Source organism: Streptomyces hilarionis, from assembly GCF_024539675.1.
GTDB lineage: Bacteria > Actinomycetota > Actinomycetes > Streptomycetales > Streptomycetaceae > Streptomyces > Streptomyces hilarionis.
The window spans coordinates 47,925-67,379 of the sequence record NZ_JAHHIT010000050.1; the positions used below are offsets into that span (position 1 = coordinate 47,925).

At 72.7% G+C, this 19,455-nt stretch carries 15 protein-coding genes; 3 read left to right on the forward strand and 12 right to left on the reverse strand.

Annotation, left to right across the window (positions count from 1 at the left end):
• Positions 1-164 precede the first annotated feature (164 nt).
• Both KMS84_RS12525 and KMS84_RS12530 read right to left on the reverse strand, forming a co-directional pair.
• Positions 165-1,505 (reverse strand): MFS transporter, encoded by a 1,341-nt coding sequence (locus tag KMS84_RS12525; protein WP_256916245.1) that lies wholly within the window; start codon positions 1,503-1,505, stop codon positions 165-167.
• A 323-nt stretch (positions 1,506-1,828) separates the two neighbouring features.
• Complete coding sequence (locus KMS84_RS12530) at positions 1,829-2,500, reverse strand: TetR/AcrR family transcriptional regulator (protein WP_256916246.1); 672 nt, start codon at positions 2,498-2,500, stop codon at positions 1,829-1,831.
• A gap of 154 nt (positions 2,501-2,654) precedes the next feature.
• Here KMS84_RS12530 and KMS84_RS12535 point away from each other — a divergent pair, with 154 nt between their 5' ends.
• Positions 2,655-3,551: a shikimate dehydrogenase gene (locus KMS84_RS12535; protein WP_256916247.1), complete on the forward strand. Its 897-nt coding sequence runs from the start codon at positions 2,655-2,657 to the stop codon at positions 3,549-3,551.
• 106 nt (positions 3,552-3,657) lie between these two features.
• Positions 3,658-5,499: a bifunctional sugar phosphate isomerase/epimerase/4-hydroxyphenylpyruvate dioxygenase family protein gene (locus tag KMS84_RS12540; protein ID WP_256916248.1), complete on the forward strand. Its 1,842-nt coding sequence runs from the start codon at positions 3,658-3,660 to the stop codon at positions 5,497-5,499.
• Here KMS84_RS12540 and KMS84_RS12545 read toward each other — a convergent pair.
• The 8 genes from KMS84_RS12545 to tkt are packed head-to-tail and all read right to left on the reverse strand — an operon-like array spanning position 5,486 to position 15,846.
• Positions 5,486-6,943: a membrane-associated oxidoreductase gene (locus KMS84_RS12545; protein WP_256916249.1), complete on the reverse strand. Its 1,458-nt coding sequence runs from the start codon at positions 6,941-6,943 to the stop codon at positions 5,486-5,488. The two genes, KMS84_RS12540 and KMS84_RS12545, sit on opposite strands and share 14 nt — an antisense overlap.
• 44 nt (positions 6,944-6,987) lie before the next feature.
• The gene (locus KMS84_RS12550; protein WP_256916250.1) at positions 6,988-7,575 is read right to left on the reverse strand and encodes a histidine phosphatase family protein; all 588 of its coding nucleotides are present in this window, start codon (positions 7,573-7,575) and stop codon (positions 6,988-6,990) included.
• Positions 7,576-7,584: 9 nt separating this feature from the next.
• Positions 7,585-8,466, reverse strand: coding sequence for a phosphogluconate dehydrogenase (NAD(+)-dependent, decarboxylating) (gnd, locus tag KMS84_RS12555; RefSeq protein WP_256916268.1), 882 nt, complete (start codon positions 8,464-8,466; stop codon positions 7,585-7,587).
• Positions 8,467-8,484: 18 nt separating this feature from the next.
• Positions 8,485-10,134, reverse strand: a complete 1,650-nt coding sequence (pgi, locus tag KMS84_RS12560) for a glucose-6-phosphate isomerase (RefSeq protein WP_256916251.1) — start codon at positions 10,132-10,134, stop codon at positions 8,485-8,487.
• Complete coding sequence (gene opcA / locus KMS84_RS12565) at positions 10,127-11,062, reverse strand: glucose-6-phosphate dehydrogenase assembly protein OpcA (RefSeq protein WP_256916252.1); 936 nt, start codon at positions 11,060-11,062, stop codon at positions 10,127-10,129. The genes pgi and opcA overlap by 8 nt, the downstream gene beginning before the upstream one ends.
• Positions 11,059-12,603, reverse strand: coding sequence for a glucose-6-phosphate dehydrogenase (gene zwf, locus KMS84_RS12570; protein WP_256916253.1), 1,545 nt, complete (start codon positions 12,601-12,603; stop codon positions 11,059-11,061). The genes opcA and zwf overlap by 4 nt, the downstream gene beginning before the upstream one ends.
• Positions 12,600-13,751 (reverse strand): transaldolase, encoded by a 1,152-nt coding sequence (tal, locus tag KMS84_RS12575; protein ID WP_256916254.1) that lies wholly within the window; start codon positions 13,749-13,751, stop codon positions 12,600-12,602. Before tal ends, zwf begins: the two co-directional genes overlap by 4 nt.
• Positions 13,752-13,770: 19 nt before the next feature.
• Positions 13,771-15,846, reverse strand: a complete 2,076-nt coding sequence (gene tkt, locus KMS84_RS12580) for a transketolase (RefSeq protein WP_256916255.1) — start codon at positions 15,844-15,846, stop codon at positions 13,771-13,773.
• Between the two features lie 168 nt (positions 15,847-16,014).
• Here tkt and KMS84_RS12585 point away from each other — a divergent pair, with 168 nt between their 5' ends.
• On the forward strand, positions 16,015-16,905 hold the full coding sequence (locus KMS84_RS12585; protein ID WP_256916256.1) for a helix-turn-helix domain-containing protein: 891 nt from the start codon (positions 16,015-16,017) through the stop codon (positions 16,903-16,905).
• Between the two features lie 126 nt (positions 16,906-17,031).
• On the opposite strand, the gene KMS84_RS12590 is transcribed toward KMS84_RS12585, so the two are convergent.
• Together KMS84_RS12590 and KMS84_RS12595 are read right to left on the reverse strand one after the other, a co-directional pair.
• On the reverse strand, positions 17,032-18,423 hold the full coding sequence (locus KMS84_RS12590; protein WP_256916257.1) for a glycoside hydrolase family 16 protein: 1,392 nt from the start codon (positions 18,421-18,423) through the stop codon (positions 17,032-17,034).
• A 236-nt stretch (positions 18,424-18,659) separates the two neighbouring features.
• Positions 18,660-19,391: an IclR family transcriptional regulator gene (locus KMS84_RS12595; protein WP_256916269.1), complete on the reverse strand. Its 732-nt coding sequence runs from the start codon at positions 19,389-19,391 to the stop codon at positions 18,660-18,662.
• Positions 19,392-19,455: the final 64 nt, after the last annotated feature.

Below are 19,455 nucleotides of genomic sequence, written 5' to 3' on the forward strand. Positions count from 1 at the left end.
CACGGCCGACCGGGCGGGCCTGGACGACGCTCGGGACCTCCGAGCCGCGCCGCGCCGCGCTGGGAGCCCCCGGCGCGGCGGCTTCCCGGAGGCCCGCCCGACCCGGGGTCACGCTCGGGCCGGCCGGCCGCCGGGGCTCGGTGCGGGGAGCCCCGGCGGCGGGGTCAGACCGTCACCTTCTCCGGCCGGGCGGCCTCCCGGCGGTCGCGCTCGCCGAGTCGCTCCGTCGGGATCCCCGCCGTCTCCCGGGCCGACAGGGCCGCGATCACGGGAGGCACGCACAGCGCCGCCGTGAAGAAGGCCACCGTGGACCAGTCGTCGCCGTCCGGGCCCGCGAGCCGTGCGGCGAAGGTGACCGCGAAGCCCGCCACCGCGAAGCCGATCTGCGTGCCGACGGCCATGCCGGACAGCCGGACGCGGGTGGAGAACATCTCCCCGTAGAAGGAGGGCCAGACCCCGTTCGCGGCGCTGTAGACGACTCCGAAGGCCAGGACGCCCAGGAGCATGATCAGCGGGTAGGAGCCGGTGGAGATCGCCCACAGGTAGGCGAACATCGCCACCGCGCTGCCGGCGGCGCCGATCAGGTACACCGGGCGGCGGCCGACGCGGTCGGAGAGAGCGGCCCACGCCGGGATGGCCGCCAGCGCGACCAGGTTGGCCGACGCCCCCACCCACAGCATGGAGGAGCGGCTCATCCCGACCGAGTCGCTGGTGGCGTAGGCCAGCGCCCACACCGTGAAGATGGTGCTGACCGACGCGACGAGCGCGCCCGCGATCACCCGCAGGACGTCCGCCCAGTGCTCCCGCAGCAGCACCGCCAGGGGCAGCCCGACGGCCTCGCCGGTCGCCTTCTGGGCCGTGAAGGCGGGGGTCTCCTCCAGGTTGCGGCGGATGACGTAGCCGGCGACGGCGACCGCGATGCTCAGCCAGAAGGGCACCCGCCAGCCCCAGGACAGCAGCTGTTCCTCGGGGAGGGCCGCGATCGGGATGAAGACGAGCGTGGCGAGGAGCTGGCCGCCCTGGGTGCCGCTGAGCGTGAAACTGCTGAAGAACGCGCGCCGGTCGGACGGCGCGTGTTCGAGGGTCATGGAGTTGGCGCTGGCCTGCTCGCCGGCCGCCGAGACGCCTTGCAGGACACGGCACAGGACGAGCAGCACGGGCGCGAGCGAGCCGACCTGGGCGCGGGTGGGCAGGCAGCCGATGAGGAACGTCGACAGGCCCATCAGGACCAGCGTGAAGACCATGACCTTCTTGCGGCCCGCGCGGTCGCCGAAGTGGCCCAGGAAGAGCGCGCCGACCGGACGGGCGGCGTAGGCGACGCCGAACGTGGCCAGGGAGAGCAGCGTGGCGGTGGCGGGGTCGGACTCGTCGAAGAAGACCTTCGGGAAGATCAGTGCAGCCGCGCTGCCGTAGATGAAGAAGTCGTAGTACTCGAGGGCGCTGCCGATCCAGGCCGCCGTGGCGGCTTTCTTCGGCTGACCGGGGGGTGCGGCGGGGACGGACACGGCGTGCTCCTTCGAGGGGGCTCCACGGTAGGCGGAGCGGGGCAAGGGGAGAAGGGCCGGTTCCCTGGGGTGCGGGGCGGCTGCGCCGGGTGCGTGCCCGGCTAATTAACCCACTGGGTAGTTAGTAGCGGATGGCTAGGGATGCTGCGCCGATGTTTCCGGGCTGTCAATAGGTCGCGCGGATCCCGGCGGCGGGAGCCGCGCCCGGCCGCGCCGGCCGCCCACAAGCCGGAGGGCGCCCCGGCCCCGGCCCCCCGCGGCTTCCGCCACGAGCCCGCGGGCGGCCGTGCCGCGGCCGTGCCCGACGGGTTCCGGGCCCCTGATCAGTCCGCCGTGCGTTCCGCCGTGAGGTAGGCGATCACCATGTCGCCGAGCATGGCGCGGTAGTGCTCGCGCTGCGCGGGGTCGACCAGGTCGCGGCCGAACAGGGCGCCGAACGTGTGCCGGTTGGCCACCCGGAAGAAGCAGAACGAGCTGATCATCGCGTGCAGGTCCACGGCGTCCACCTCCGCCGTGAACAGGCCGGACTCCCGACCGGCGGCCAGGATGCGGCGGATCACGTCGAGCGCGGGGGACCCGATCCGCCCGAGTTTCTCGGAGGCGGCGATGTGCTCGGCCTCGTGGATGTTCTCGATGCTCACCAGGCGGATGAAGTCGGGGTGTCGCTCGTGGTGGTCGAAGGTCAGCTCCGCCAGCCGGCGGATGGCCGCGACCGGGTCGAGGTGTTCGACGTCGAGCCGCTGCTCGGCCTCGCGGATCACGCCGTAGGCCCGTTCCAGCACGGCGGTGAACAGCTGGTCCTTGCCGCCGAAGTAGTAGTAGATCATCCGCTTCGTGGTGCTCGTGCGGGCGGCGATGTCGTCCACCCGGGCCCCGGCGTAGCCGACCCGGGCGAACTCCGCGGTCGCCACGTCGAGGATCTCGGCCCGGGTCCGGGCGGCATCGCGGGTGCGCCCGTTGCCGTGGGGGCGTGCCGGTTCGTCGACGCTGGTCATCGGGTTCCTTCGGGCGGCGTGGGTGCAGTGCCGAGATTCTAGAAGCCCGCCGGCCGTCCGCGGGGTGAGAGGGGCGGGGGCTTCCCCCGAACCCGGACTCGGTGTATTACTAACTCACCAGTTCGTACATTAGCCAGCCCAGAGGAGGTCCACCGTGGCCGTCGTCCCCCAGGACTCGTATCTCGTCGGGCTCATCGGTTCGGCCATCGGCCCCTCGCTCAGCCCGGCACTGCACGAGCGGGAGGCGGACCGCCAGGGGCTGCGCTGTCTGTACCGCCTCATCGACATCGACGCGCTCGGCGTCGGCCCGGAGGCGGTGGGCGACCTGGTGCGCGCCGCCCGCGACCTCGGCTTCGCCGGGCTCAACATCACGCACCCGTGCAAACAGCTGGTCGTCGAGCACCTCGACGCGCTCTCCGCGCAGGCCGAGGCGCTCGGCGCGGTCAACACCGTGGTCTTCGAGGACGGCCGGGCCGTCGGCCACAACACGGACGTCACCGGGTTCGCCGCGTCCTTCGCCCGCGGCCTGCCCGACGTCCCGCTGGAGCGGGTCGTGCAGGTGGGCGCGGGCGGCGCGGGCGCGGCCGTCGCCCACGCCATGCTCACGCTGGGCGCGGGACGGGTCACCGTCGTGGACGCGCTGCCCGGGCGGGCCGCGGAGCTCGCCGCCTCCCTCGACCGCGGTTTCGGGCCGGGCAGGGCCGCGGCCGCCGCCCCGGACCGGCTGGCCGCCCTGCTCGCGTCGGCGGACGGCGTGGTCCACGCCACCCCCACCGGGATGGCCGCCCACCCCGGCCTGCCCTTCCCCGGCGAGCTGCTGCGCCCCTCCCTGTGGGTCGCCGAGGTCGTGTACCGCCCCCTGGAGACCGAACTGGTGCGCACCGCCCGCGCGAGGGGCTGCGCCACCGTGGACGGCGGGGGCATGGCCGTCTTCCAGGCCGCGGACGCCTTCCGGCTGTTCACCGGACGCGAGCCGGACAGCGCCCGCATGCTGGCCGACTTCGCGCGGATGGCCCGTGGCACGGAGCATCCGGCGGGCCACGCCGGATGAGCGGCGCGGGCCGGCCGCGGCCGGCCGCGGACCGCTCGCGCCGCCGCAGGACGCCACGCCCCGCGCCCCGCACGGGACGCGGCACCGCCCCCGAAGGAGCTCGACCGTGCGAACGTCCATCGCCACCGTCTCACTGAGCGGAACCCTCACCGAGAAGCTCACCGCCGCCGCCCGGGCCGGGTTCGACGGCGTCGAGATCTTCGAGAACGACCTCCTGGCCGGCCCCCTCGCGCCGGACGAGATCCGCGCCCGCTGCGCCGACCTCGGTCTCACCGTCGACCTCTACCAGCCCGTGCGCGACGTCGAGGCCGTCCCGGCCGACGAGTTCGCCCGCAACCTGCGCCGCGCCCGGCACAAGTTCCAGCTGATGGAGAGACTCGGCGCGGACACCGTCCTGGTCTGCTCCAGCGTCTCCCCGCTCGCCCGCGACGACGACGCGCTCGCCGCCGCACAGCTGAGCGAACTGGCCGACCTGGCACAGGACTTCGGCATCCGCGTCGCCTACGAGGCGCTCGCCTGGGGACGGCACGTCAGCACCTGGGACCACGCCTGGCGCATCGTCGAGACCGCCGCGCACCCCGCGCTCGGCACCTGCCTGGACAGCTTCCACATCCTGTCCCGCAGCTCCGGTCCGAAAGACCTCGACGCCATCGAGGACATCCCCGGCGAGAAGATCTTCTTCCTCCAGCTGGCCGACGCCCCGCTGCTCGGCATGGACGTGTTGCAGTGGAGCCGTCACCACCGCTGCTTCCCCGGCCAGGGCGGGTTCGACGTGGCCGGACTGGTCGCACGCGTCCTGCGCGCCGGGTACGACGGCCCGCTCTCCCTGGAGGTCTTCAACGACGTCTTCCGGCAGGCCGAGGCCGGCCCGACCGCCGTGGACGCCCGCCGCTCCCTGCTGCTCCTCCAGGAGGAGCTCGGCGTCGAGGTCCTGCCCGCGCCGGCGCCCCCGTCCGCGGTGGCCTTCGCGGAACTGGTCACCCAGGACGCCGACCCGGTCGCCGCCCTGCTCGGCGGCCTCGGCTTCACCCGCACCGCCCGCCACCGGGGCAAGCCGGTCGACCTGTGGGAGCAGGGCGAGGCCCGGATCCTGGTCAACACCGGCGGGGCCGCCCTCGCGCGCTCCCGGCACCGCTCGCGTGGCAAAAGCCCCGCGGACGGCACCGCCGTCGCCGCGATCGGCCTGGAGAGCGCGGACCCGGCCGCCGCCGCCCGCCGCGCGGAGGCCCTGCTCGCCCCGGTCCTGCCGCGCCGCCGCGCCGAAGGGGACGCCCCGCTCGACGCCGTCGCCGCCCCCGACGGCACCGAACTCTTCCTGTGCGCGACGCGGCGGCCCGGACTGCCCGACTGGCGCGCCGACTTCGAGGACGTGCCGCACGCGCCCGCCGCGGCCGACGACGTCCGCATCGATCACGTCGCCCTGACCCAGCCCTGGCACCGCTTCGACGAGGCCGTCCTGTTCCACCGAGGCGTCCTCGGCCTCGACGCCGAGGAGAGCGTCGACGTGGCCGATCCCTACGGGCTGCTGCGCAGCCGCGCCGTCACCGACGCCGGCGGCGGCGTCCGGTTCCCGCTCACCGTCGCCGCGGCCCCCGGCGACGACACCGCGCACGCCCGGCACATAGCCCTGGGCACCGGCGACGTGGTCGCCGCCGCCCGTCGTCTCGTCGAGGCCGGCTGCCGGCCGCTGCCGATCCCCGTGAACTACTACGACGACCTGGCCGCCCGCTTCGAGTTCGCCGACGGCGAGCTGGAGACCTACCGCGACCTCGGCATCCTCTACGACCGGGACGCGCACGGCGTCTTCCGGCACTGCTACACGCGCACCGTGGGCCGCGTGTTCTTCGAACTGGTCCAGCGCGACGGCGGATACCGCGGCTACGGCGCCGCCAACGCGCCGGTGCGGCTGGCGGCCCAGCACGCCGTGCACCGGCTCACTGGCGGGTGACGGTCCGGGTCACGCCGGCGACGACCGTCGAGGCCAGGACCCAGCCGGTGACGATCAGGACGTACGAGAGGGCCTGGTACCAGCCGGCCGGCGCGAACGCGCTCTCCTGGCCGAATGAGATCACCGGCAGCAGGAGGTCGAGGGTGTAGAAGACCGGGCTGAACGGAGGCGCCTCGCCCGCCTTCAGCGGCGGCGGGTGGTGCCCGGCGTACACGACCGAGCCCACGGCCAGCAGGGACAGCAGCCAGCCGGCCGCGCGCAGCGGGCGGAACCCGTAGCCCACGGCCGCGTCCTGGAGGTGGCCCCACACCCGCCCGTACCAGGGGAGCGTGTCCCGGTGGCGGCGCTGCTTGGCGAGCTGGACCCGTCGGGCGGCCCGGTCGTCGCCGGTGGTGCGGTACGCGGCGGTGAGCTGTTCGTAGGCGTGCGCGTCGAAGGCGCCGTCGTCGCGCTCCAGCATCGGCAGCCGCCGCTCGGGGGGCTCGTGCGGGGTGAGGAAGGTGTACCGGAGATCCAGCAGCCGCACCTGGCCGGGCAGCTTCTCCGGCGCCAGGAGGAGCTGGCCGACCTCGGCGCGCCGCAGATTGAGCCGGCCCACGATCGGCGGCCCCTCGCGCAGCCAGAGCTCGCCCATGACGCAGCTGCTCACCCGCAGCGCGGTGCCGCCCGGGTTGGACAGGGAGGTGTGCAGCAGGTCCACCCGGCCGGGGACCCGCGAGCCGCGCAGGTCGATGCGGCCGTCGGCGCGCATCCGCCGGGCCAGCACGTTGGCGCCGACCTCGAGGGCCTCCGCCCGCAGGACGAAACCGCCGGGATTGCTCAGCTCGGCGTCCTCCAGATCGATCGAGCCGGCCACGGTGGCGCCGTCGAGCCGTATCGGCCCGCGCGTGCGCAGTCCTCGCGCGCACAGGTCGTCGTCGACGGAGAGCTGGTGGAGCGCGAGCACCGGCTGTGCGGGGTCCTCGGCGGTGATCTCGGCCCCGTCCACGAAGAGCGCACCGGAGATCTGCGCCCCGCCGAGCTGCACGGGGCCGTCGATGCGGCAGCGCGTCAGCCGCAGACTGCCGTCGATCCGGCTGCGTGCCGCCGCCAGACCGGGCAGCACGCAGTCGCGCAGGTTCACGTAGTTCAGCTGGGCGCCGGCCAGGCGCGGCGTGGCGTCGAAGCGGCAGTGGTTGAGGCGTACGACGCTGTCCACGACCGCGTACCGCAGGTCCAACTGCCCGGTGATCCGCACGCCCAAGACCTTGAGCGCCGCCACCTCGCCGGGTTCGCGCGGGCCGTTGAGGAGCAGTGCGCGCAACACGACCGCGCGCACGGCCGGTTCGGGCCCGCGGTCGGGTCCCGGCGCGCCCGGGGCGCCTTCGCGGAAGTCCGCGGTCGCTCCCGTGGCGAAGGCCCGCCAGACTCGCTGTTCGGCCGGTGTCAGATCGTCGATCTCCATCAGCCGCGACTCTGGCGGGCCTGTCCGAACGGTGTCAACACCCTTCAGGCCCGGATGTTCCACCCGGCGATCACGGGCCGCTCGTGCTCCGTCGACAGCCGGCTCACCGTGCCCGTGGCCAGCTGGAACAACCGGCCCTCGGCGGGCGGCAGTCCGAGGCGACGGGCCGTCAGCACCCGCAGGAAGTGCGAGTGGGCGACGAGGACGACGTCACCGTCGTCGAGCGCCGGGGCCACGCGGGCCAGCACCCGGTCGGCGCGCCGGCCGATCTGCTCGGGCGACTCGCCGGGACGGCCCTGCGGGCCCGGCGGCACGCCGTGGGTCCACAGGTCCCAGTCGGGGCGGTCGCGGTGGATGTCGACGGTGGTGACGCCCTCGTAGGCGCCGTAGTCCCACTCGTGCAGGTCGGGTTCGACGCGCACGCCGGCGACGCCGGCGAGGTCGGCGGTGCGTATCGCCCGTTGCAGCGGGCTGGTCAGGGCGAGTGCGAAGGTCCGGCCCGAGAGGAGCGCGGCGAGGGACTTGGCCTGTTCCTCGCCGTGTGCGGTCAGGGGCAGGTCGGTGAAGCTCGTGTGCTGTCCCGACCTGCTCCATTCCGTCTCCCCGTGGCGGACCAGCAGAAGATCCCCCACGGCCCGCGCCTACTTCTTCGCCGACTCGACGGCGTGGCCGCCGAACTGGTTGCGCAGCGCCGCGATCATCTTCATCTGCGGCGAGTCGTCCTGCCGGGAGGCGAACCGCGCGAACAGCGAGGCCGTGATCGCGGGCAGCGGCACGGCGTTGTCGATGGCGGCCTCGACCGTCCAGCGGCCCTCGCCGGAGTCCTCGGCGTAGCCGCGCAGCTTGTCCAGGTGGGTGTCCTCGTCGAGGGCGTTGACGGCCAGGTCCAGCAGCCAGGAACGGATGACCGTGCCCTCCTGCCAGGAGCGGAAGACCTCGCGGACGTTCTCCACGGAGTCGACCTTCTCCAGCAGCTCCCAGCCCTCGGCGTAGGCCTGCATCATGGCGTACTCGATGCCGTTGTGGACCATCTTCGAGAAGTGCCCGGCGCCGACCTTGCCGGCGTGGACGTAGCCGTAGGGGCCCTCGGGCTTGAGCGCGTCGAAGATCGGCTGCAACCGGTCGACGTGCTCCTTCTCGCCGCCGACCATCAGCGCGTAGCCGTTCTTGAGTCCCCACACGCCGCCGGAGACGCCCGCGTCGACGAAGCCGATGCCCTTGGCGCCGAGTTCCTCGGCGTGCTTCTCGTCGTCCGTCCAGCGCGAGTTGCCGCCGTCGACCACCGTGTCCCCGGCCTCCAGCAGCTCGCCGAGCTCGTCGACGACGGACTGCGTCGGGGCGCCCGCCGGCACCATCACCCAGACCGTGCGGGGCGCCTGGAGCTGCCCGACCAGTTCGGCGAGGTCCTTGACGTCGGAGAGTTCGGGGTTGCGGTCGTAGCCGACGACGGTGTGGCCGGCGCGGCGGATCCGCTCGCGCATGTTGCCGCCCATCTTGCCCAGCCCGATCAGACCCAGCTGCATCGATGTCATGTCAGTTCACTACTTCCTGAGTTCGCGGTAGGCGGCGACGAGAGCGGAGGTGGAGGGATCGAGGCCGGGCACCTCGGCGCCCTCGGTGAGCGCGGGCTCGACGCGCTTGGCGAGGACCTTGCCGAGCTCCACGCCCCACTGGTCGAAGGAGTCGATGTTCCACACCGCGCCCTGGACGAACACCTTGTGCTCGTAGAGGGCGATGAGCTGGCCGAGGACCGACGGGGTCAGTTCGCGGGCCAGGATCGTGGTGGTGGGGTGGTTGCCCAGGAAGGTGCGGTGCGGCACCTGTTCCTCGGCCACGCCCTCCGCGCGCACCTCGTCGGCGGTCTTGCCGAAGGCGAGCGCCTGGCCCTGCGCGAACAGGTTGGCCATCAGCAGGTCGTGCTGGGCGGCCAGTTCCCCGCCGAGTTCGGCCGCCGGGCGCGCGAACCCGATCAGGTCGGCCGGGATCAGCCGGGTGCCCTGGTGGATCAACTGGTAGTAGGCGTGCTGACCGTTGGTGCCGGGCGTGCCCCACACCACCGGACCGGTCGACCACTGGACCCGGTCGCCGTCGCGGTCCACCGACTTGCCGTTGGACTCCATGTCCAACTGCTGAAGGTAGGCGGTGAACTTGGACAGGTAGTGGCTGTACGGCAGCACCGCGTGCGTCTCGGCGCCGAGGAAGTTGCTGTACCAGATGCCCAGCAGGCCCAGGATCAGCGGGGCGTTGTCCTCGGCCGGAGCGGTGCGGAAGTGCTCGTCGACGACGCGGAACCCGTCGAGCAGTTCCCGGAAGCGGTCCGGGCCGATGGCGATCATCAGGGAGAGGCCGATGGCCGAGTCGAAGGAGTAGCGGCCGCCGACCCAGTCCCAGAACCCGAACATGTTGTCCGGGTCGATGCCGAACTCCTCCACCTTGCCGGCGTTCGTGGACAGCGCCACGAAGTGCCGGGCGACCGCCTTCGTCTCGCCGCCGAGGCCGGCCAGCAGCCAGGAGCGCGCGGAGGTCGCGTTGGTGATGGTCTCGATCGTGGTGAAGGTCTTGGACGCGACGATGAACAGCGTCTCCGCGGGGTCCAGGTCGCGCAGGGCCTCGTGCAGGTCGGCGCCGTCCACGTTCGACACGAAGCGCAGTGTCAGCTCGCGCGTCGCGAAGGTGCGCAGGGCCTCGTACGCCATGGCCGGGCCGAGGTCGGAGCCGCCGATGCCGATGTTGACGACATTGCGGATGCGCCTGCCGGTGTGGCCGGTCCACTCGCCGGAGCGGACCCGCTCCGCGAAGTCGCTCATCCGGTCCAGCACCGCGTGCACCTCGGGCACCACGTTCTCGCCGTCGACCTCGATCACGGCGTCGCGCGGGGCGCGCAGGGCGGTGTGCAGCACGGCCCGGTCCTCGGTGACGTTGATCTTCTCGCCGCGGAACATGGCGTCGCGCTGCCCGGCCACGTCCGTGGCGGCGGCGAGCTCGCGCAGCAGGGCGAGGGTCTCGTCGGTGATCAGGTGCTTGGAGTAGTCGATGCGCAGGTCGCCGACGCGCACGACGTACCGCTCGGCGCGCGCGGGGTCGTCGGCGAACAGCTCGCGCAGCCGCGGGCGTTGCAGGGGCGGGGTGCTGCGGTGCTCTTCCAGGGCCGCCCACTCGGGCCGGTGGGTGAGCTTGGGGGTGTCAGACATGAGAGGGGGTCTCCTTGGTGGCCTCGCCCCGCAGGGCGATGGCGTACATCTCGTCCGCGTCGAGGCGCCTGAGCTCCTCGGCGATGAGTTCGGAGGTGGTGCGGACCTTCAGCGCGAGGGTGCGCGAGGGCTGGCCCGGCAGCGAGAGCGTGGCCAGCGGGCCCTCGGGACGGTCGATGACGATCTCGCCGTCCGCGGTGCCCAGGCGGACGGCGGTGACGACCGGCCCGTCGGTGACGACGCGGTCGATCGTGACCTGGAGCCGTGCCTCCAGCCAGCGCGCGAGCAGCTCCGCGGCGGGGTTGTCGGCCTCGGCCTCCACGGCGCCCGACAGGATCGGCACCCGGGCCTGGTCCAGGGCCGCCGCCAGCATCGAGCGCCACGGGGTCAGCCGGGTCCAGGCGAGGTCGGTGTCGCCGGGCGCGTAGGAGCGGACCCGGGTCTCCAGCGCCCTGAGCGGGTTCTCCACGGCGTACAGGTCGGTGATCCTGCGCTGGGCGAGCGCGCCCAGCGGGTCCTTGGCGGGGTTGTCCGGCGCGTCCACCGGCCACCACACGACGACGGGCGCGTCGGGGAGCAGCAGCGGCAGGACGACGGAGTCGGCGTGGTCGGACACCTCGCCGTAGGTCCGCAGGACGACCGTCTCGCCGGTGCCGGCCTCGGAGCCGACGCGGACCTCGGCGTCGAGGCGGGACCCGGTGCGCTCACGGGGCGTGCGGGCGTGCCGCTTGATGACGACCAGGGTGCGCGAGGGGTGCTCGTGCGAGGCCTCCTCGGCCGCCTTGATCGAGTCGTAGGCGTTCTCCTCGTCCGTGACGATGACCATCGTCAGGACCATGCCCACGGCCGGTGTGCCGATCGCGCGGCGACCCTTCACCAGCGCCTTGTTGATCTTGCTTGCAGTGGTGTCGGTCAGGTCGATCTTCATGGCCTGCGCCAGCTCCGTCCGTCTCGTGCGAGCATCTCGTCGGCTTCCTCGGGCCCCCAGCTGCCCGAGGCGTACTGCGCGGGCCTGCCGTGCCGGGCCCAGTACTCCTCGATCGGGTCGAGGATCCTCCAGGACTCTTCCACTTCCTGATGGCGCGGGAACAGGTTGGCGTCGCCGAGCAGCACGTCCAGGATGAGCCGCTCGTAGGCCTCGGGGCTGGACTCGGTGAAGGACTCGCCGTAGGCGAAGTCCATCGTCACGTCGCGGATCTCCATGGAGGTGCCGGGGACCTTGGAGCCGAAGCGGACCGTGATGCCCTCGTCCGGCTGGACGCGGATGACGATCGCGTTGGCGCCGAGCTCCTCGGTGGCGGTGGAGTCGAAGGGCGAGTGCGGCGCCCGCTGGAAGACCACCGCGATCTCGGTGACCCGGCGGCCCAGCCGCTTGCCGGTGCGCAGGTAGAACGGGACGCCCGCCCAGCGGCGGTTGTCCACCCCCAGCTTGACGGCGGCGAAGGTGTCCGTCGTGGAGGCCGGGTCGATGCCGTCCTCTTCGAGGTAGCCGCTCACCTTCTCGCCGCCCTGCCAGGCGCCCGCGTACTGCGCCCGCACGGTGTGCCGGCCCAGGTCCTCCGGCAGCTTCACCGCCCTGAGCACCTTGAGCTTCTCGGTGAGCAGCGAGGACGCGTCGAAGGAGGCCGGCTCCTCCATGGCCGTCAGGGCCATGAGCTGGAGCAGGTGGTTCTGGATGACGTCACGTGCCGAGCCGATGCCGTCGTAGTAGCCGGCCCGGCCGCCGATGCCGATGTCCTCGGCCATCGTGATCTGCACGTGGTCCACGAAGGACCGGTTCCAGATCGGCTCGAACATGGTGTTGGCGAAACGCAGCGCCAGGATGTTCTGGACGGTCTCCTTGCCCAGGTAGTGGTCGATGCGGAAGACCTGGTCCGGTTCGAACACGTCGTGCACGACGGCGTTCAGCTCCTGAGCGCTGGCCAGGTCGTGCCCGAACGGCTTCTCGATGACCGCCCGCCGCCAGGAACCCTTGCGCGCCTTGGCCAGGCCGTGCTTCTTGAGCTGCTCGACCACCTTGGGGAAGAACTTCGGGGGCACGGAGAGGTAGAAGGCGAAGTTGCCGCCCGTGCCGCGGGAGGAGTCCAGCTCCTCGACGGCGCTCTTGAGCTGCTTGAACGCGGTGTCGTCGTCGAAGTCGCCGGGGACGAACCGCATGCCCTCGGCCAGCTGCTGCCAGACCTCCTCGCGGAACGGGGTCCGGGAGTGCTCGCGCACCGCGTCGTGGACGACCTGCGCGAAGTCCTGGTCCTCCCAGTCGCGGCGGGCGAACCCGACGAGCGAGAAGCCCGGCGGGAGCAGACCGCGGTTGGCGAGGTCGTAGACCGCCGGCATCAGCTTCTTGCGGGAGAGGTCGCCCGTCACCCCGAAGATCACGAGGCCCGAGGGGCCCGCGATGCGGGGCAGGCGCCGGTCGCGCGGGTCCCGCAGGGGGTTCTCCCAGGCCGCGCCGAGACTGCTCGTGCTCATGTGGCGTCAACTCCCTTGCTCGTCAGCGACTTCGTGACCGCGTCCAGAAGGTCCTGCCACGCCGCCGCGAACTTGGCGACACCCTCGTCCTCCAACCGGGTGACGACCTCGTCGTAGGAGACGCCCAGCGCCTCCACCGCGGCCAGGTCGGCGCGCGCCGCGGCGTAGCCGCCGGTGACCGTGTCGCCGGTGATGTCACCGTGGTCGGCGGCCGCGTCCAGCGTGGCCTCGGGCATGGTGTTGACCGTGTCCGGGGCGACCAGCCCGTCCACGTACAGCGTGTCCTTGTAGGCAGGATCCTTCACACCGGTGGACGCCCACAGCGGACGCTGCCGGTTCGCCCCCGCCCCGGCCAGCGCCGTCCAGCGGGCGTTCGCCGGGCCGAAGACCTCCTCGTACGCCCGGTAGGCCAACCGTGCGTTGGCGAGCGCCGCCCGGCCCTTCAGCGCGAGGGCGGCGTCGGTGCCGAGGGCCGTCAGCCGCTTGTCGATCTCGGCGTCGACCCGGGAGACGAAGAAGGAGGCCACGGACCGGATCAGCGTCAGGTCCAGGCCCCTGGCCCGCGCCTTCTCCAGGCCCGCCAGATAGGCGTCCATGACCTCGCGGTAGCGCTCCAGGGAGAAGATCAGCGTGACGTTGACGCTGATCCCCAGGCCCACGACCTCGGTGATCGCCGGCAGCCCCGCCTTCGTCGCCGGGATCTTGATCATGACGTTGGGGCGGTCCACCAGCCAGGCGAGCTGCTTGGCCTCGGCGACGGTGGCCGCCGTGTCGTGGGCCAGCCGGGGGTCCACCTCGATGGAGACCCGGCCGTCGAGCCCGTCCGTCGCCGTGAACACGGGACGCAGCACGTCGGCCGCGGCCCGCACGTCGGCGGTCGTCAGCATCCGCACGGCCTCGTCGACCGTGACGCCCCGCACCGCCAGGTCGGCGAGCTGCTCCTCGTAGCCCGTGCCGGAGCCGATGGCGGCCTGGAAGATGGACGGGTTGGTGGTCACGCCGACGACGTTGCGCGTCTCGACGAGCCGGGCGAGGTCGCCCGAGCGGATGCGCTCGCGTGAGAGGTCGTCCAGCCAGATGGAGACACCTTCGTCGGACAGGCGCTCGAGGGCTCCCGCCGTGGCGGTCGCTTCGGTCACTTCGATCATCTTCTTTCGTGCGGTCGGATCAACCGCGCGCGGCGGCCAGCGATTCCCTGGCGGCGGCGGCGACGTTCTCGGCGGTGAAGCCGTAGGCGGCGAACAGGGTCCCGGCGTCGGCGGAGGCCCCGAAGTGCTCCAGGGAGACGATGCGTCCCGCGTCGCCCACGAAGCGGTGCCAGGTCAGGCCGATGCCCGCCTCGACCGCCACCCGGGCCTTCACCGAGGGCGGCAGCACGCTCTCGCGGTACTCGCGGGGCTGCTCCTCGAACCACTCCACGGACGGCATGGACACCACGCGCGTGCCGATTCCCTCGGCCTCCAGCGCCTCCCGCGCGGCCACGGCGAGCTGGACCTCCGAGCCGGTGGCGACGATGAGGACGTCGGGCGTCGCGGACGAGGAGTCGCGCAGGACGTAACCGCCCTTCGCCGCGTCGGGGTCGGGCTCGTAGGTGGGTACGCCCTGCCGGGAGAGGGCCAGTCCGTGCGGGGCCGGCCGGGTCGCGTGCCGCTCGAGGATCTCGCGCCACACGATCGCGGTCTCGTTGGCGTCGGCGGGGCGGACCACGTTCAGGCCCGGGATGGCGCGCAGCGACGCGAGGTGCTCGACCGGCTGGTGGGTGGGGCCGTCCTCGCCCAGGCCGATGGAGTCGTGCGTCCACACGTACGTCACCGGCAGCTGCATCAGCGCCGACATGCGCACGGCGTTGCGCATGTAGTCGGAGAACACCAGGAACGTGCCGCCGTAGACGCGGGTGTTGCCGTGCAGGGCGATGCCGTTCATCTCCGCGGCCATCGAGAACTCGCGGATGCCGAAGTGCACGGTGCGGCCGTACGGGCTCGCCTCGGGCAGCGGGTTGCCCTCGGGCAGGAACGACGACGTCTTGTCGATCGTCGTGTTGTTGGACCCGGCGAGGTCGGCGGAGCCGCCCCACAGCTCGGGGATGACCGGGCCGAGCGCCTGGAGCACCTTGCCGGACGCGGCACGCGTGGCGACGGACTTGCCCGGCTCGAACACGGGGAGCTCGTCCTGCCAGCCCTCGGGGAGCTGACCGGCCACCACCCGGTCGAAGAGCTCGGCGCGCCCGGGGTCCGTGCCGCGCCAGGCGTCGAGCTGCTTGTCCCAGGCGGCGTGCGCCTCGGCGCCCCGGTCGAGGGCCGCGCGGGTGTGGGCGAGGACGTCGTCGCCGACCTGGAAGGCGCGCTCCGGGTCGAAGCCGAGGACGCGCTTGGTGGCGGCGACCTCGTCCGCGCCGAGGGCCGCGCCGTGCGCGGCGCCGGTGCCCTGCGCGTTCGGCGCGGGCCAGGCGATGATCGTGCGCAGCGAGATGATCGAGGGCCGCCCGGTCTCGGCCCGCGCCGCCGTCAGGGCCGCGTACAGGGCCGGGACGTCGACGTCGCCGTCCTCGGCCGGCTCGACGCGCTGGGTGTGCCAGCCGTAGGCGGCGTAGCGCCCGAGCACGTCCTCGGAGAACGCGGTGGCGGTGTCGCCCTCGATGGAGATGCGGTTGTCGTCGTAGACGAGGACGAGGTTGCCGAGCTTTTGATGACCGGCCAGCGAGGAGGCCTCGGCCGAGACGCCCTCCTGGAGGTCGCCGTCCGAGACGATCCCCCAGACGGTGTGGTCGAACGGCGACTCGCCCGCGGGGGAGTCCGGGTCGAACAGGCCGCGCTCGTAGCGGGCCGCCATCGCCATGCCCACGGCGTTGGCGACGCCCTGCCCCAGCGGGCCGGTGGTCGTCTCCACGCCCGCGGTGTGCCCGTACTCGGGGTGTCCGGGGGTCTTCGAGCCGTGGGTGCGAAAACGCCTGAGGTCGTCGAGCTCCAGCTCGTAGCCGGCGAGGTACAGCTGGGTGTAGAGCGTCAGCGAGGTGTGGCCGGGGGACAGGACGAAGCGGTCGCGCCCGGTCCACTCCGGGTCGGCGGGGTCGTGCCGCATCACCTTCTGAAAGATCGTGTAGGCGACGGGGGCCAGGCTCATCGCGGTTCCGGGGTGACCGTTGCCCACCTGCTGCACGGCATCCGCGGCCAGCAGACGCGCCGTGTCGACGGCACGCCGGTCGATGTCGGTCCACGCGAAGCTGTTCGGGGTCTGCGTGCTCATCTTCAAGAAATCCTCGATCGGAGCGGGTCAGCTGCTCTGGCGTGTTCAAACTTAAAAGTCTGACTTTTACGGGGGAAGGTCTCCCTGTGTCAGCCTGTGGTGAATGTGGGACACCGGCGCGCATCATGTGAGCGACGCCGGGCGGCAAGTGGGCGGCACGAGAAGGACATGGTGGACACACGTACCCAAGACGGCGCCGGTGAGGGCATCAGGACCTTTCCTTTCCCCGTCGAGCACAGCGTCGGCGGCGTCGGCATGCAGATCGGGCCGATGGGCGCCGGACGCACCTGGCACACGGATGCCCCGCTGGAGCGGGTCCACCGCATCGACTTCCACGTGGTGATGCTGTTCGACGACGGTCCGGTCCGGCACATGATCGATTTCGCCGAGCACGAGGCGGCGGCCGGGGACCTGCTGTGGATCCGCCCGGGCCAGGTCCACCGCTTCTCCCCGTCGAGCGAGTACCGCGGAACCGTCCTGACCATGCAGCCCGGATTCCTCCCCCGGGCCACGGTCGAGGCCGCCGGCCTGTACCGCTACGACCTGCCCCCGCGCCTGCGTCCCGACGCGGCGCAACTCGCGGGGCTGCGTGCGGCACTGACGCATCTGCGCGAGGAGTACGACGACGCGGCGCTGCCCCCGGCCCTGCACACGGCGGTGCTGCGGCACGCCCTGAGCGCGTTCCTGCTGCGGCTGGCGCACCTCGCGGCCAGCGGCGAGGAGGCGGCGCGCCGGCAGGCCGACACCACGTTCACGCTCTTCCGGGACGCCGTGGAGCGGGACTTCGCCGCCAACCACAGCGTCAGCGCCTACGCCGACGCGCTCGGCTACTCCCGTCGCACCCTCGTGCGCGCGGTGCGCGCGGCCACCGGCGAGACGCCGAAGGGGTTCATCGACAAGCGGGTCGTCCTGGAGGCGAAGCGGCTGCTGGCCCACACGGACCTGCCGATCGGCCGGGTGGGCGCCGCGGTCGGCTTCCCCGACGCGGCGAACTTCTCCAAGTTCTTCCAACTGCACACGGGACACACCCCGGTGGCCTTCCGCGCGGAACTGCGCTGAAGCCGGCCGGGGTGCGTCCCGGGCGCCCGGGCGTGGACGTCCGCGTGCCCGCCCGGGCCCGTGCGCGTCCGTCAGGCCGGTGCGGCCCGCGTCCGCGCGGCGCCCCTCGTCGGAGAAGGGGGGTGATCAGTGGCCGAAGGAGAACCAGTTGACGTTGACGAAGTCCGCCGGCTGTCCGCTGGTGAACGTCAAGTACACGTCGTGGGTTCCGGTGACGGCCCCGATGTTCGCCGGGATCGTCCGCCAGGACTGCCAGCCGCCGGTGTTGCCCACGGCGAAGCTGCCGATCGGCGCGGCGCCGCGGCTGTCGAGGCGTACCTCGACCAGTCCGCTGACGCCGCCGGCCGCGCCGCCGGCGACCCGCGCGGTGAACTGGGTGGCCGCCGAGGAGCCGAAGTTCACGCCCTTGTACAGCGCCCAGTCGCCGTTCGCCAGAGCGCCGATGTTCTGTCCGCCCCCGGTGTCGCTCGTCGTCTCGGTGATCGTCCCCGACTGGCTGTCGTAGGACTCCGCCTGGATCGTGCCGTAGGCGTCGCGGTTGCCCGTCGGCGGCGGCGTGGTACCGCTCCCACCGCCCGCGGCCTGGAGGACCTGCACGTAGTCGACGACCATCGGGTGGCCCGGCTGGGTGTCGCCGTCCAGGCCGCCGCCGAAGGCGTCCGGGAAGCCGCCGCCCATCGCGACGTTCAGGATGACGAAGTAGCCGTGGTTCGTCGCGTTGTTCCACGTCGTCGCGTCGACCTGGTTGGCGGTGACGGTGTGGTAGTTGACGCCGTCGACGTAGAAGCGGACCGCCTCCGGCGACACCGAGCGGTCCCACTCCGTCGCGTAGGTGTGGAAGCCGGACTGGCAGGTGCTGTTCGGACAGGCGACGGAGTTGCCGATGCCGCTGGTCTCGTTGCACGGGCCGCCCGGACTGGTGCCGCAGTGCATCGTGGCCCACACCTTGTTCAGGCCTTGGACGTTCTCCATGATGTCCAGCTCGCCCACGCCGGGCCAGTTCTGGTAGTTGCCCCGGTAGGGCGCCCCGAGCGCCCAGAACGCGGGCCAGTAGCCCTCGGCGGCGGTGCCGGTCACGTTCGGCATCTGCAGCCGCGCCTCTATCCGCAGCTTGCCGCCGGCCGGGGGCTGGAAGTCGGTGCGCCGGGTCTCGATGCGCCCCGAGGTCCAGCGGCCGGCCGAGTCGCGCAGCGGGGTGATGCGCAGGTTGCCGTTGCCGTCGAGCGAGACGTTGGCGGTGCTGTTCGTCATCGTCTCGACCTCGCCGGTGCCCCAGTTGGCCGGCCCGCCCGGATACGAGGTCCCGGTGCTGTACTGCCAGTTCGTGGTGCTGACGCCGGTGCCGGCCGGACCGGTGAAGTCGTCGACGAAGACCTGCGACCACCCGGTCGGCGGGGTGGGCGCGGAGGCGTTCGCGGGGAGCGTGACGGTCGCCGCCGCGGCGGCGGCCAGCCCGAGCGTGCTGAGGACGGCGATCAGGGCGCGTCGCCTTCTGGGGACGCCGGAGGGTGCGCTCATGGGGGGGCCTCTCGGGTACGGGGTGGGGTGCGGGAGTGGCTTCGCGGGCGCTCCGGGAACGGCCTGAGAGCGCTCTCAAAGTGGGCCCAATGTGCTCCCCGTCACTGAGGCCGTCAAGACTTAAAACCAAGGAAAGTGCTTTCGGGGCGCGGAAGTTCATGGCTTGAACCGCCCAAAGCCGCACAAGCGAACGGCTGTGGTGCGCAACGGCGAGGGCCGGGACGTCCCGCCCCGCCTCACTCGCCCCCGCTCGGCGGCCGCCAGCCCAGGGCCCGGGAGATGCCGCGGGCCGCGAGCCGCACCGCCGGTGCGAGCACCGGCACCTGGGCGTCGGCGTACGGGACGACGACCGACACGGCGGCCGTCACCGCGCCGTCCGGCCCGCGTACCGGAGCGGCCACCGAGAGGGCGTCGTCCGTGACCTGACGGCTGCTCACCGCCACCCCGCTGTGCCGCACCTCGGCGAGCGCCCGGCGCAGAAGCGCCGGGTCGGTGAGGGTGTGGGAGGTGTACGCGGTCAACGGCCCCGCGCAGTAGGCCTCCTGGAACCCGGACCCGCAGTGCGCGAGCAGGGCCAGCCCCACGCCGGTGACGTGCAGGGGCCAGCGGGCGCCCACCCGGATGTGCACCCCGACGGCCGAACGCCCCGACAGCCACTCGGTGTAGACGACTTCGGACCCGTCCCGCACCGCCAACTGGACGTTCTCGTGGGTCGCTTCGTACAGGTCCTCCAGGAAGGGCAGCGCCACCTGCCGCAGCGCCAGGCCGCGCGGCGCCAGCGCCGCGACCTCCCACAGCCGCAGTCCCACGTGGTAGACGCCGCAGGGGTCCCGCTCCAGGGCGCCCCACTCGGTCAGCGCGCCCACCAGCCGGTGCGCGGTGGTGAGCGTCAGCCTGGCGCGGCGGCTGATGTCGCTCAGGGACAGGGCGGTGTGCGCGTGGTCGAACGCGGCGAGCACCGACAGCAGCCGCTCGGGCGCCGAACGGGAGTGCGCGGCGAGGACGCCCCGGTCCGTCGCGCTCCCCTCGTGG

Excerpts from the sequence above, each read along its gene's own strand:
- KMS84_RS12530 (WP_256916246.1), bottom strand. The coding sequence starts at position 2,500 with ATGACCAGCGTCGACGAACCGGCACGCCCCCACGGCAACGGGCGCACC.
- KMS84_RS12545 (WP_256916249.1), bottom strand. The coding sequence starts at position 6,943 with ATGGAGATCGACGATCTGACACCGGCCGAACAGCGAGTCTGGCGGGCC.
- gnd (WP_256916268.1), bottom strand. The coding sequence starts at position 8,466 with ATGCAGCTGGGTCTGATCGGGCTGGGCAAGATGGGCGGCAACATGCGC.
- pgi (WP_256916251.1), bottom strand. The coding sequence starts at position 10,134 with ATGTCTGACACCCCCAAGCTCACCCACCGGCCCGAGTGGGCGGCCCTG.
- opcA (WP_256916252.1), bottom strand. The coding sequence starts at position 11,062 with ATGAAGATCGACCTGACCGACACCACTGCAAGCAAGATCAACAAGGCG.
- zwf (WP_256916253.1), bottom strand. The coding sequence starts at position 12,603 with ATGAGCACGAGCAGTCTCGGCGCGGCCTGGGAGAACCCCCTGCGGGAC.
- tal (WP_256916254.1), bottom strand. The coding sequence starts at position 13,751 with ATGATCGAAGTGACCGAAGCGACCGCCACGGCGGGAGCCCTCGAGCGC.
- tkt (WP_256916255.1), bottom strand. The coding sequence starts at position 15,846 with ATGAGCACGCAGACCCCGAACAGCTTCGCGTGGACCGACATCGACCGG.
- KMS84_RS12585 (WP_256916256.1), top strand. The coding sequence starts at position 16,015 with ATGGTGGACACACGTACCCAAGACGGCGCCGGTGAGGGCATCAGGACC.
- KMS84_RS12590 (WP_256916257.1), bottom strand. The coding sequence starts at position 18,423 with ATGAGCGCACCCTCCGGCGTCCCCAGAAGGCGACGCGCCCTGATCGCC.